12 protein-coding genes and 2 pseudogenes are annotated in these 13,240 nt (G+C 65.0%); 13 read left to right on the forward strand and 1 reads right to left on the reverse strand.

What is annotated here, in order from left to right:
* Positions 1–100: 100 nt before the first annotated feature.
* From dnaA to MRB47_RS00060, 12 genes and pseudogenes are all read left to right on the forward strand, one after another.
* The gene (dnaA, locus tag MRB47_RS00005; protein WP_012655123.1) at positions 101–1,522 is read left to right on the forward strand and encodes a chromosomal replication initiator protein DnaA; all 1,422 of its coding nucleotides are present in this window, start codon (positions 101–103) and stop codon (positions 1,520–1,522) included.
* Between the two features lie 144 nt (positions 1,523–1,666).
* Positions 1,667–2,773, forward strand: coding sequence for a DNA polymerase III subunit beta (gene dnaN, locus MRB47_RS00010; protein ID WP_012655124.1), 1,107 nt, complete (start codon positions 1,667–1,669; stop codon positions 2,771–2,773).
* A gap of 117 nt (positions 2,774–2,890) precedes the next feature.
* Positions 2,891–5,497, forward strand: a complete 2,607-nt coding sequence (gene gyrB, locus MRB47_RS00015; protein WP_088888639.1) for a DNA topoisomerase (ATP-hydrolyzing) subunit B — start codon at positions 2,891–2,893, stop codon at positions 5,495–5,497.
* Between the two features lie 363 nt (positions 5,498–5,860).
* The gene (locus MRB47_RS00020) at positions 5,861–6,469 is read left to right on the forward strand and encodes a twin-arginine translocation signal domain-containing protein (protein ID WP_252101535.1); all 609 of its coding nucleotides are present in this window, start codon (positions 5,861–5,863) and stop codon (positions 6,467–6,469) included.
* Positions 6,470–6,550: 81 nt separating this feature from the next.
* Positions 6,551–8,119 (forward strand): GMC family oxidoreductase, encoded by a 1,569-nt coding sequence (locus MRB47_RS00025; RefSeq protein ID WP_252101536.1) that lies wholly within the window; start codon positions 6,551–6,553, stop codon positions 8,117–8,119.
* Between the two features lie 35 nt (positions 8,120–8,154).
* Entirely contained in the window at positions 8,155–8,502 is a 348-nt protein-coding gene (locus MRB47_RS00030) for a ribbon-helix-helix domain-containing protein (protein WP_082759123.1), read from the forward strand.
* A gap of 30 nt (positions 8,503–8,532) precedes the next feature.
* Positions 8,533–8,928, forward strand: coding sequence for a VOC family protein (locus tag MRB47_RS00035; RefSeq protein WP_252101537.1), 396 nt, complete (start codon positions 8,533–8,535; stop codon positions 8,926–8,928).
* Positions 8,929–9,014: 86 nt separating this feature from the next.
* Positions 9,015–10,319 (forward strand): glutamate--cysteine ligase, encoded by a 1,305-nt coding sequence (gshA, locus tag MRB47_RS00040; RefSeq protein WP_252101538.1) that lies wholly within the window; start codon positions 9,015–9,017, stop codon positions 10,317–10,319.
* On the forward strand, positions 10,310–11,113 hold the full coding sequence (gene gloB, locus MRB47_RS00045) for a hydroxyacylglutathione hydrolase (protein ID WP_252101539.1): 804 nt from the start codon (positions 10,310–10,312) through the stop codon (positions 11,111–11,113). Before gshA ends, gloB begins: the two co-directional genes overlap by 10 nt.
* Before the next feature lie 16 nt (positions 11,114–11,129).
* On the forward strand, positions 11,130–11,549 hold the full coding sequence (locus MRB47_RS00050; protein WP_252101540.1) for a VOC family protein: 420 nt from the start codon (positions 11,130–11,132) through the stop codon (positions 11,547–11,549).
* A 73-nt stretch (positions 11,550–11,622) separates the two neighbouring features.
* A complete protein-coding gene (locus MRB47_RS00055) occupies positions 11,623–12,333 on the forward strand; it encodes a 2OG-Fe(II) oxygenase (RefSeq protein ID WP_252101541.1) in 711 nt (236 codons plus the stop codon).
* 306 nt (positions 12,334–12,639) lie between these two features.
* Positions 12,640–12,870: pseudogene (locus MRB47_RS00060) on the forward strand (hypothetical protein); the annotation flags it as partial.
* 11 nt (positions 12,871–12,881) lie between these two features.
* Here the strand turns inward: MRB47_RS00060 and MRB47_RS00065 are convergent.
* Positions 12,882–13,043: a hypothetical protein gene (locus tag MRB47_RS00065; RefSeq protein ID WP_252101542.1), complete on the reverse strand. Its 162-nt coding sequence runs from the start codon at positions 13,041–13,043 to the stop codon at positions 12,882–12,884.
* A gap of 14 nt (positions 13,044–13,057) precedes the next feature.
* Here MRB47_RS00065 and MRB47_RS00070 point away from each other — a divergent pair.
* Positions 13,058–13,231, forward strand: a pseudogene (locus MRB47_RS00070) (glutathione S-transferase family protein); the annotation flags it as partial.
* Between the last annotated feature and the right edge of the window lie 9 nt (positions 13,232–13,240).

The raw sequence follows: 13,240 nt of genomic DNA on the forward strand, positions 1-13,240 counted from the left end.
TGCCCCCTTACCGCCTCGCTCAGATTGTGGATAACTCCTTGACAAGCTAGAATCGCGGGCCTTGTACCGTTCCTCCTATCCACAACAAGAATCACCTGAAATGAACGAGGGACTTCACTCCTCCAGCCACGACAGCGACGGCGCCAGCGCCGGCCAGGGTCTGTGGCAGGCCTGCGCCGAACAGCTGGCGCAGGACCTCCCGGAACAGCAGTTCAACACCTGGATCAAGCCCCTGGTGGCCCAGGTCGCCCCCGATTTTTCCAAGGTCACCCTGCTGGTGGCCAACCGCTTCAAGCTCGACTGGATCCGCGCACAGTATGCCGGCCGCATCTCGGCCCTGCTGGAAGGTCTGTACGGCCAACCGGTCACACTGGAGTTAGCGCTTGCTCAGCGGGAATCCGTTGTCAGGACTTACGTCCGTCCCACGGCGCCAGAGACCCCCGCCACCGGCGATGCACCGTCCGCCCACCCCACGGCCGACGAGGCGCCTGCCGGCGCCTTCCGCACGCGCCTGAACCCGGCGTTGACCTTCGAGACGTTGGTGGAGGGCACGGCCAACCGCATGGCGCGCTCGGCGGCGATGCACGTGGCCGGCTCGCCCGGCCACCTGTACAACCCGCTGTTCATCTATGGCGGCGTGGGCTTGGGCAAGACCCACCTGGTGCATGCCGTGGGCAACAAGCTGCTGCAGGACCGTCCCGACGCCAAGGTTCTCTACATCCATGCGGAGCAGTTCGTCTCGGATGTGGTCAAGTCATACCAGCGCCGTACCTTCGACGACTTCAAGGAGCGTTACCACTCGCTCGACCTGCTGTTGATCGACGACGTGCAATTCTTTGCCAACAAGGACCGCACGCAGGAAGAATTTTTCAACGCCTTCGAGGCGCTGCTGGCCAAGAAGAGCCACATCGTGATGACTTCAGACACCTATCCCAAGGGTCTGGCCAACATCCACGAGCGGCTGGTCTCGCGCTTCGACTCTGGGCTGACGGTGGCGATCGAGCCGCCCGAGCTGGAAATGCGCGTGGCCATCCTGATCAACAAGGCGCGCGCTGAAGGGTCGGAGATGCCCGAAGAGGTGGCCTTCTTCGTGGCCAAGAATGTGCGCTCCAACGTGCGCGAACTCGAAGGCGCGCTGCGCAAGATCCTGGCCTACAGCCGCTTCAACCAGAAGGAAGTTTCCATCCAACTCGCGCGCGAAGCGCTGCGCGACCTGCTGTCGATACAGAACCGGCAGATCTCGGTGGAAAACATCCAGAAGACCGTGGCCGACTATTACAAGATCAAGGTCGCGGACATGTACAGCAAGAAGCGTCCAGCCAGCATCGCCCGCCCGCGGCAGATCGCCATGTACCTGGCCAAGGAGCTCACGCAAAAGAGCCTGCCCGAGATCGGCGAGCTGTTCGGCGGGCGCGACCACACCACGGTGCTCCACGCGGTGCGCAAGATTGGCGCCGAACGCCAGCAGCTCACCGAACTCAACCAGCAGCTGCACGTGCTCGAGCAGACGCTGAAGGGTTGACGCACCCCATGGAGCGAAAAGGACCGCCCCCCGCAAAAGCACGCCCGTTCGCGGGCAAAATGGCGCGTTGGACGGCCCGGGAGGGGGCACTGCCCATGCCGCCGTCTGCGCACCTATCCCCAAAAACCACCAAAGGTTGACGACATGATTGTCCTGAAGGCCACACAAGACAAGGTTCTCGCCGTTCTGCAATCGGTTGCCGGCATCGTCGAGCGCCGCCACACGCTGCCCATCCTGGCCAATGTGCTGCTGCGCAAGACGGGCAATGCCATCCAGCTCACCACCAGCGACCTGGAGATCCAGATCCGCACCACGGCCGAGCTGGGCGGCGACACGGGCGACTTCACCACCACGGTGGGTGCACGCAAGCTCATCGACATCCTGAAGACCATGCCCGCCGACCAGACGGTGAGCCTGGAGTCCAACCAGTCCAAGCTGATCCTGAAGGGCGGCAAGAGCCGCTTCACACTGCAGACGCTGCCGGCCGAGGACTTCCCGCTGGTGCAGGAGGCCGCCAGCTTCGGCCCCGCCTTCAGCGTGCCGCAGAAGGTCCTGAAGAGCCTGCTGGGGCAGGTGTCGTTCGCCATGGCAGTGCAGGACATCCGCTACTACCTGAACGGCATCCTGTTCGTGGCCGAGGGCACTACGCTCTCGCTGGTCGCCACCGACGGCCACCGGCTGGCGTTCGCCAGCGCGCAGCTGGACGTGGAAGTGCCCAAGCAGGAGGTCATCTTGCCGCGCAAGACCGTGCTGGAGTTGCAGCGTCTGCTGTCGGACGCCGACGGCGCCATCGAGATGCAGTTCGCCAACAACCAGGCCAAGTTCAGCTTCGGCGGCATGGAGTTCGTCACCAAGCTGGTGGAGGGCAAGTTCCCCGACTACAACCGCGTGATTCCCAAGAACCACCACAACAGCGTGACCCTGGGCCGCGCCCCGCTGCTGGCCAGCCTGCAGCGCACGGCCATCATGACCAGCGACAAGTTCAAGGGCGTGCGCCTGAACATCGAACCCGGCCTGCTGCGTGTGGCGTCGAACAACGCCGAGCAGGAAGAGGCGGTGGACGAGCTGGACATCGACTACGGCGGTGACGCCATCGAGATCGGCTTCAACGTCAGCTACCTCATCGACGCCCTGGCCAACATGGGCCAGGACATGGTGAAGGTCGACCTGGCCGATGGCAACAGCTCCGCGTTGATGACCATCCCCGACAACGAGCACTTCAAGTACGTCGTGATGCCCATGCGCATCTGACATACTATTATTTTGATAGCTGTTAGCGCTTGATGGACGGGCGCTAGCGGCACATTTGATTCCTATAAGGCCGCCGGCACGCCGTGCCGGTGCGCCTGGACCGAAGGCAGCCCTTTCATGACCGCAGAGCAATCGCAGCCCGCCCCCGAACAGCCCATTTCCGCCCCGGCCGAGCAGCCCGTCGCATCGGTCGCCGGCAGCGACGGCTACGGCGAGGGCGCCATCCAGATCCTGGAGGGCCTGGAGGCCGTGCGCAAGCGTCCGGGCATGTACATCGGCGATACGTCCGACGGCACCGGCCTGCACCACCTGGTCTTCGAGGTGGTGGACAACTCCATCGACGAGGCCCTGGCCGGCCACTGCGACGACATCGTCGTCACCATCCACACCGACAACTCCATCAGCGTGGTGGACAACGGCCGCGGCATTCCCACCGGCGTGAAGATGGACGACAAGCACGAGCCCAAGCGCTCGGCCGCCGAGATCGCCCTGACCGAGCTGCACGCCGGCGGCAAGTTCAACCAGAACAGCTACAAGGTCTCGGGCGGCCTGCACGGCGTGGGCGTGTCCTGCGTGAACGCGCTGTCCAAGAAGCTGCGCCTGACCGTGCGCCGCGACGGGCAGACGCACCAGCTGGAGTTCTCCAAGGGCGTGGTGCAGAACCGTCTCATCGAGATCGTGGATGGCTTCGAGGTCTCGCCCATGAAGGTCATCGGCCCCTCGGAAAAGCGCGGCACTGAGGTGCGCTTTCTGCCCGACACCGAGATCTTCAAGGAGAACAGCGACTTCCATTACGAGATCCTGGCCAAGCGCCTGCGCGAACTGTCCTTCCTGAACAACGGCGTGCGCATCCGCCTGATCGACGAGCGCACCGGCAAGGAAGATGACTTCTCGGGTGCCGGTGGCGTCAAGGGCTTTGTGGAATTCATCAACGGCACCAAGAAGGTGCTGCACCCCACGGCCTTCCACGCCACGGGCGCGCGCCCGGCCGAGACCTACGGCGGCATCCCCGGCACCGAGATTGGCGTCGAAGTGGCCATGCAGTGGAACGACGGCTACAACGAGCAGGTCCTCTGTTTCACCAACAACATCCCGCAGCGTGATGGCGGCACGCACCTGACCGGCCTGCGCGCGGCGATGACGCGCGTGATCGGCAAGTACATCGAGCAGAACGAGCTGGCCAAGAAGGCCAAGGTCGAGGTCAGCGGCGACGACATGCGCGAAGGCCTGTGCTGCGTCCTGAGCGTGAAGGTGCCCGAACCCAAGTTCAGCAGCCAGACCAAGGACAAGCTGGTCAGCTCCGAAGTGCGCGCGCCGGTCGAGGACATCGTCGCCAAGGCGCTCACCGACTATCTGGAAGAAAAACCGAACGACGCGAAGATCCTCTGCGGCAAGATCGTCGAGGCCGCGCGCGCCCGCGAGGCCGCGCGCAAGGCACGCGAGATGACACGCCGCAAGGGCGTGCTGGACGGCATGGGCCTGCCCGGCAAGCTGGCCGACTGCCAGGAAAAAGACCCCGCGCTGTGCGAGATCTACATCGTGGAGGGCGACTCCGCCGGCGGCTCCGCCAAGCAAGGGCGCGACCGCAAGTTCCAGGCCATCCTGCCGCTGCGCGGCAAGATCCTGAACGTGGAGAAGGCGCGCTACGAGAAACTGCTGTCCAGCAACGAAATCGTCACCCTCATCACCGCCCTGGGCACCGGCATCGGCAAGGCCGCCGTGGAATCGGGCAAGAGCGGCGCTGACGACTTCGACGTGGCCAAGCTGCGTTACCACCGCATCATCATCATGACCGACGCGGACGTGGACGGCGCCCACATCCGCACGCTGCTGTTGACCTTCTTCTACCGCCAGATGCCCGAGCTGGTGGAGCGCGGCCACATCTACATCGCCCAGCCGCCGCTGTACAAGGTGAAGAACGGCAAGGAAGAGCTGTACCTGAAAGACGCCGCGGCGCTGGACACCTTCCTGCTGCGCGTGGCGCTGAACCACGCCAGCATCACCACCGGCGGCAACCAGCCCCGCACGCTGGCCGGCGACGAACTGGCCCAGCTGGCGCGCACGCACCAGCATGCCGAGCAGGTGATCGCGCGCCTATCCGCCTTCATGGATGCCGAGGCGCTGCGCGCCGTGGCCGACGGCGTGGTCTTCAACCTGGACACCCTGCAGGACGCCGAGGCCAGCGCCGTGCAGCTGCAGGCCAAGCTGCGCGAGCTCAACACCAACGGTGTGCCCGCCGATGTGGCGGGCGAGATCGACCCGCGCACCGACAAGCCCATCCTGCGCATCAGCCGCCACCACCATGGCAACATCAAGAGCAGCCTGATCACGCAGGACTTCGTGGCCGGCGACGACTACGCCGCCCTGGCCCAGGCCGCCGAGAGCTTCCGCGGGCTGATCCAGGAAGGCGCCAAGGTCACGCGTGGCGAGGGCGAGAAGGCCAAGGAGGAAAAGGTGGGCGACTTCCGCCAGGCCATGGCCTGGCTGATCAGCGAAGCCGAGCGCACCACCAGCCGCCAGCGCTACAAGGGCCTGGGCGAGATGAACCCCGAGCAGCTGTGGGAGACCACCATGGACCCCGAGGTGCGCCGCCTGCTGCGCGTGCAAATCGACGATGCGATCGAGGCGGACCGCGTGTTCACGATGCTGATGGGGGATGAGGTGGAGCCGCGCCGGGACTTCATTGAGACGAATGCGCTGCGGGCGGGCAATATCGACGTCTGAGTCGAAACTCTCCAGTCTGGGTATTGGCATGAATTAGCCAGTGACAGGAAAAAAAAGGGAACGCAACCGCGTTCCTTTTTTTTGTCCCGGCCCGGCAGGTCGGGTATGCGCCGGCTGCGATCACAGCCACCCATCGCTTAGGACTGCACAGGATTGCTGCGCAGTCCTTTAACTCCTCCGCCTGCAAATCGGCCAGAAAACGCGTTAAATATCACGACCGTTGCGTAAATCGTCTGTTGAAAGCATTTGCCCTAGGGGAATCCCTGTAGGTATTCCGTTATGACCTACCCCTTGGGGCTGATTTTTAGAATTTCACCCGTGTAGAGAAAGTGCCACCAAGCCAGTCATACCGGAGACGACACCATGCAATTCATCCCAATTTCTCAAAAGCAGGCGCACGAATCTTCCACGCCGGCCACGCAGCTGCCCCTGACCCGCCGCAGCCTGCTCAAAGGCTCGGGCGTGCTGATGGGGACGCTGGCCGCTGGCAGCACGCTCGCGCTGCTGGCACCCTCCACCGCCTGGGCGCTGGAGCTCAAGCAACTGAGCCAGGTCGAGGGCAACACCCTGCTGCAGATGGGCCGGGTGCTGTTCCCGCACGCCAAGCTTCCCGACGCGGTGTACGCGCTGCTGGCCAAGGACCTCGACGGCCGTGCCGCGGCCGATCCGGAAAAGGCGAAGATGCTCCAGGCCGGCATTCAGAACCTGGACCACCTGGCAGGTGGCAGCTTCCTCAAGGCCAGCAAGCAGCGCCGCCTTGAAGCGGTGAAGGCCATGGAGGGGCAGGACTTTTTCAATACGGTGCGCGGCCAATGCGTCACCTCCCTTTACGACAACGAGATGGCTTTCGCGGTCTTCGGCTACGAAGGCTCGGCCTGGGAAAAAGGTGGTTATCTCCTGCGCGGCTTCCAGGACCTGAAGTGGCTGCCCGCGCCCTCCGCCGAGGCCAGCCCAGCGCCCTATCTGGGCTGAACGCCGCCCATCTTCCGGCATTTCGCACTCACTTATTAATAAAGCGTGCCCCTCAGCGATTGGGCGCACCAGGAGACACTCATGGCCAAATTTGATTACAGCGACGACTCGGTGGTCGTCATCATCGGCTCCGGCGCGGGCGGCGGTACCCTGGCAAACGAGCTGTGCCAAAAGGGCATCAAGGTCGTCGTGCTGGAGGCGGGCGGCAAGCAGTCCAACGCCAGCTTCATCAACGACGAATGGAAGGCCTTCAGCCAACTGGCGTGGCTGGACAAGCGCACCACCTCGGGCAGCTGGCGCCTCGCCAAGGACTTTGCTGGTTTGCCGGCCTGGATCTGCAAGACCGTGGGCGGCACCACCACGCACTGGGCCGGCGCATCGCTGCGCTTCCAGGAGCATGAGTTCCGCACCAAGACCGTCTATGGCGACATCAAGGGTGCCAACCTGCTGGATTGGCCCATCACGTACAAGGACCTTGAGCCCTACTACGCCAAGGCCGAAAACAAGATGGGTGTGACCCGCACCAACGGCATCCCGGGTCTTCCGGGCAACAACAACTTCAAGGTGATGTACAACGGCGCCACCAAGCTGGGCTACAAAGAGGTGCACACCGGCAACATGGCCGTCAACAGCCAACCGCGCGACGGGCGCGGCAGGTGCCTGCAGTTGGGCTTCTGCTTTCAAGGCTGCAAGAGCGGCGCCAAGTGGTCCACGCTGTACACCGAGCTGCCGGCGGCCGACGCCACGGGCAATTTTGAATTGCGCACCGAAGCCCACGTCACCCGCATCGAGCACAACGCCGCGGGACGCGTCAACGGCGTGGTCTATATGGACAAGGACGGCAAGGAGCAGCGCCAGAAAGCACGCATCGTCTGCGTGGCCGGCAACTCCATCGAAACGCCGCGCCTGTTGCTGCTGTCCGCATCCAACATGTTCAAGGATGGCTTGGCCAACTCGTCCGGCCAGGTGGGCCGCAACTACATGCGCCACATGACCGGATCGGTGTACGCAGCCTTCAAGAACCCGGTCCACATGTACCGCGGCACCACCATGGCCGGCATCGTCCGCGACGAAGCCCGCCACGACACCCGCCGCGGCTTTGCCGGTGGTTATGAGCTGGAGACCCTGTCGCTGGGCATTCCGTTCATGGCGGCCTTTCTCAACCCGGGCGGCTGGGGCGCTGACTTCGCCTGGTGGATGGATCACTACGCCAACCTGGCCGGCATGTGGCTGGTGGGCGAGGACATGCCGCGCGAGACCAACCGCGTTACACTCAACACCAGCGTCAAAGACCAGTACGGCAACTACGTGCCCAACGTGCACTTCGACGACCACGACAACGACATTGCCATGCGCAACCACGCCTTCACCCAGGCCGAGCGCATCTACGGCGCGGCGGGTGCGATCAAGACCTTCCGCACGCCGCCCTATCCGTCGACGCACAACATGGGTACCGCCCGCATGAGCGCACGCGCCCAGGACGGAGTCTGCAACCAGTGGGGCCAGACGCACGACATTCCGAACCTGTTCATCAGCGACGGCAGCCAGTTCACCACCGGCGGCGCGGAAAACCCCACGCTCACGATCGTGTCGCTGGCGATTCGCCAGGCCGATTACATCGCTTCGCAGATGGCGCAACGCGCCCTGTAAGCAACGCCCCAAACGCTCTACGCAGGAGACTCCCCATGTGTGAATTCTTCGTTGCCGCCGATCCGATTCTTTACGAATCGCGTACCCGCACCGTGCGCATCCGGGGGGTGTCGACCAGCATCCGGATGGAAAACTTCATCTGGGACACGCTGGCGCGCCTGGCGGCCGAAGAGGGGGTTACCACCAACACCCTGATCGTGCAGTTCCACGACGAGATCCTGCGCCACCGGGGCGATGTGCTGAATTTCACCTCTTTCCTGCGGGTCACGTGCCTGCGCTACCTTCGACGAAAGTGCGACCAGCTCGAAGCGGCTGAAACCGTAGAAGACGCCGTAGGTGGCCACGTGCCGCATGTCCGCAACCCCCAGCATCTCCCACACTGAGGCAACCCCTCTCAACCAATAACGCAACATATGGCCAAACTGATTCACACCATGATCCGGGTGCACGACCTGGACGCATCCCTGAAGTTCTACCGCGAGGTCTTCAACCTCACGCCCTCCCACCGGCTGGATTTCCCTGACTTCGCGCTGGTCTACCTGCGCAACGAAGAGAACGACGCCGAGATTGAGCTGACCTGGAACAAGGGACGCGAAACGCCCTATACGCATGGCGATGGCTACGGCCACGTGGCCGTGGTGGTGGACGACGTGCCGGCGCGGCACGCCGAGCTGATCGCCGCAGGTTACGAGCCGTTGCCGGTCAAGGAATTCAAGAGCGGCGACGAACTGTTGGCGCGCTTCTTCTTCATCCTGGACCCGGACGGCTACAAGATCGAAGTGCTGGAAAAGCACGGCCACTACCGCTGAGCGCAACGCCGCGTTGCCTCGGCCTGTGCGGGGGAACGCCGTGTGCGTGGACAGCCCCTGCTTCTTGAACCGCAAAGGTTGTCATCATGGTTCCCCATTTCCTCACGGCGCTGGACGGCGCCCCCTCTGAACTTGGTCAGCACATTCTGGACGCGTCGCCGGCGATCGAGCGTTGGTTCCGCCTGGAGTGGACGCAGCACACCCCTGTCTTCTACAGCTCGGTGGACATCCGCAACGCGGGCTTCAAGCTCGCGCCCGTGGACACCAACCTGTATCCCGGCGGCTGGAACAACCTCTCGGCCGAGATGCTGCCGCCGGCGGCGCAGGCCGCACGCCTGGCGCTGCAGCGGCGCGCGCCGCAGGCCCGCAGGCTGCTGCTGGTGCCGGAAAACCACACCCGCAATGGCTTCTACCTGCAGAACGTGGCGCAACTGCAGCGCATCCTGAGCGACGCTGGTCTGGAGGTACGGGTAGGCTCCCTTAACCCTGACATCGCCGAGGCCACGGCGCTGGCGCTGCCTGATGGGGGCACACTCACTCTGGAGCCGCTGCTCCGGCGCGGCAACCGGATCGGGCTGCGGGACTTCGATCCCTGCGCCATCCTGGTCAACAATGACCTCAGCGCCGGCGTCCCTGGCATCCTCGAAGACCTGCAAGGGCAATTGCTGCTGCCGCCGCTGCATGCTGGCTGGCATGTGCGCCGCAAGAGCCGGCATTTCCAGGCCTACGACGAGGTCTGCAAGCGCTTCGGCAAGCTGGTGGGCCTGGACCCCTGGCTTTTGCAAGCCCTTTTCGACCATTGCGACAACCTCGACTTCGCCGAAGGCCACAGCCTGGAGCGCCTGCAAGAGCAAGCCAATGCGCTGCTGAACCGCATCCGCCGCAAGTACAAGGAATACGGCATCACCGAGCGCCCCTTCATCGTGGTCAAGGCCGACAACGGCACCTACGGCATGGGCATCATGGTGGTGCGCGACGCCAGCGAGCTAGGCGCGCTCAACCGCCGCACGCGCAACAAGATGGCCGTGGTGAAGGACGGCCTGCAGGTGTCCGAGGTCATCCTGCAAGAAGGCGTGCGGACGCGCGAATGCGTGGGCGGTGCCACGGCCGAGCCCGTGGCGTACATGATCGACCGGGCCGTGGTGGGTGGGTTCTACCGCCTGCATGCCGAGCGCGGTGCCGACGAGAACCTGAATGCGCCAGGCGCCCGGTTCCAGCCCATGGCCTGTGACCCCGCAGCGCTGTCGGTGCAGCACGGCCAGCCACCGGGGACGAGCGGGCCCAACCCTTTCTACCTCTATGGCGTGGTCGCCCGGCTCGCGGCCCTGGCCGCCAGTTGCGAACTGGAGCAGGGGCCGGTGCTGGCGGCCGAGGAGCTCGCATGCGCCTGAACACCACCGCCCCTTTGCCCCAACTGCAGTGCATCCCCGCATTCAGCGACAACTACATCTGGCTGCTGCATGACGGCCAGCACGCCTGGGTCGTGGACCCTGGCGATGCCGGCCCCGTGCGCGCAGCGTTGCAGGCGCAGGGCCTGATCCTGGCGGGCATCCTGCTGACGCACCACCACCACGACCACACCGGCGGCGTGGCCGAGCTGGTGGCGGACAGCGGCGCCGCCGTCTTCGGCCCCGTGGGCGAGGTGCTTCCCGAACCCGTCACCCGCGTGGGCGAGGGCGACCGGCTGCAGGTGCTGGGGCAGGACTTCGAGGTCATCGCCGTCCCCGGCCATACCGCCGGCCACGTGGCCTACTTTGGCAATCACGTACCGGGCGGGCCGCTGCTGTTTTGCGGGGACACGCTGTTCTCGGGCGGCTGCGGCCGGCTGTTTGAGGGCACGCCTGCGCAAATGCTGGCCTCGCTGGACCGGCTGAACGGCCTGCCGGCATCCACGCGCGTCTGTTGCGCTCACGAATACACCCTGTCCAACCTGCGGTTCGCGCAGGCGGTGGAGCCGGGCAACGCCGCGCTGCAAGCCTACATCTCACATTGCGATGCACTGCGCGCGCGCGGCGCACCCACGCTGCCCAGCCAACTGGCCACCGAGCGCTTGGTCAATCCCTTCCTGCGCTCGCGCGATCCGGGCCTGCGCGCTGGCCTGGCCGCGCTCGCCACAGTCCCGGATGGCGACGTGGCCGTGTTTGCCACGCTGCGCGAACTCAAGAACAACTTCCGACCGGCTTGAGGCCGGCAGCTACCCTATGAAATACCTCCACACCATGGTCCGCGTGACAGACCTGGATGCATCCCTTCGCTTCTACTGCGATGCCCTGGGCCTGCGCGTGCTGCGCCGCCAGGACATGCCGCAAGGCCGCTTCACACTGGTGTTCCTGGCCGCACCCGGGGACGAGCAGGCCCAGGTCGAGCTCACCTACAACTGGGACCCCGAGCACTATGGCGGAGGCCGCAACTTCGGGCACCTGGCCTACGCCGTCGAGGACATCTACGCCAGCTGCGCACGCCTTCGGGCACAGGGGGTGGCCATCCTGCGGCCCCCGCGCGACGGCTACATGGCCTTCGTGCGATCGCCCGACGGCATCTCCATCGAACTACTGCAGCAGGGCATGCCGCTGCCGCCGGCTGCGCCCTGGCAAGACATGCCCAACACCGGGACTTGGTGAAGCAATGCGGCAGATCCCCGATACCCCATGGCCAGCGCAACGCGTGGTGGCCAGCATGCCGGGCTCGCTCCCCATGGGTGGAGTCGTCCACGAGACCCCCGTCCATGCCTTCGAAAGCACGCCATCCTGCCTGGCCCTGGGGCCTCAGCCCAGCCTGCAGCCGCGCCGGCACGACATTGACCTGGGCGGCTACCTGGCCTTCTTCATCGACGACGTGGTCACCGCCGCAGAGGCCGACTGCATCGTGGCAGCCAGCGAGCACTTCGGCTACCGCGAGGAGGCGCCCGGCATCTCCACGCCGCCAGGCATGCGCATGAACAAGTCAGTGCACTGGGTGGCGGACGAGGCCCTGCTCGGGCCCATAATGCAGCGCATCCAGCCGCTGCTGCCGCCTGCCATCGGGGGCGCGGCCCTGCACGGCCGGCTCAGTCATCGCATCAATATGTACCGCTACGACGACAACGACGTCTTCAACCGGCATATCGATGGCGACTGGCCTGGCTACGGCCTGGACCCGAGCCGCCGGTGGATGCAGGAATGGTCCGGCCTGCGTTCGTGCCTGACGATGTTGCTGTACCTGAACGATCCCTCGGACGGCGTCGTGGGCGGCAACACCCAGTTGCTCGGCCGCGATGGGCGCTGGGTCGAGGTCACGCCCCGCAAGGGCGCAGCGCTCTTCTTCCGCCATGGCTTCTCGCCCGATTCCGTGCCGCACATCGGCGCGCGGGTCAGCGGGGCTGTACCCAAGTACGTGGCGCGCATCAACGTCCTGTACGGGGACTGAGCCCACCACCACGCGCGTTGATTGGCATACACTTGCATCGCCCCTGGGGGTGGAGGCAAGCCACGCAACAGAAATAGAGGGCGAGCACACCTCCCGTCACCACAGGAACGCCCAACCGCCGGTTGGGCGTTTTCGTTACCAGTACCCCCTATGCGCTCCCCCATCGCCATCGTCGACGTCGACCGCCCCGACACCTGGACCCGCTACCGCGCGGGCCTGTGTGATACCTGCGCGGCCAACTGCTGCACGATGCCGCTGGAGGTACAGATGGCAGACCTGGTGCGGCTGGGCTTGGTGGATCCGTTCGAGGCCGAGCGCACCACCAGCCGCCAGCGCTACAAGGGCCTGGGCGAGATGAACCCCGAGCAGCTGTGGGAAACCACCATGGACCCCGAGGTGCGCCGCCTCTTGCGCGTGCAGATCGACGACGCCATCGAGGCCGATCGCGTGTTCACCATGCTGATGGGCGACGAGGTTGAGCCGCGCCGCGACTTCATCGAGACCAACGCGCTGCGCGCGGGCAACATCGACGTCTGATTTTCGAGACCTCAGGCCTTCTTACGCGATTGGATCGCTTTCAGGTACGCGGCCTGAAGTTCGTCGAACACGGAGCGCGCCGGAGGTGCCGCGCCAAGATGGAGGTGACGCAGTTCGGCCATGAACGCGTCCCACAGCGCAGGCCCGCCTTTTTCCAGGATTTCTGCGCGCACGGATAACTCCCTGCTCGGATGCGTGTGCCGCCCCCATGCAGCCATATGCGCAAGCAGCGGCACTGTCACTGCCTCATGTCCGCGCCTATCGAGCTCGTCTGCTCGATCGCCCCTCGTTCGCCCGCGCAGTGCGCGAGGCAAGGCCCTACCGGCACTTATTTCCTCTGGGCGCGCCAGATCGCGATTGAGTTCAGACG

The sequence above is a fragment of the Diaphorobacter sp. LI3 genome (genome assembly GCF_022807955.1).
In the GTDB taxonomy this organism is placed as follows: domain Bacteria; phylum Pseudomonadota; class Gammaproteobacteria; order Burkholderiales; family Burkholderiaceae_C; genus Diaphorobacter; species Diaphorobacter nitroreducens.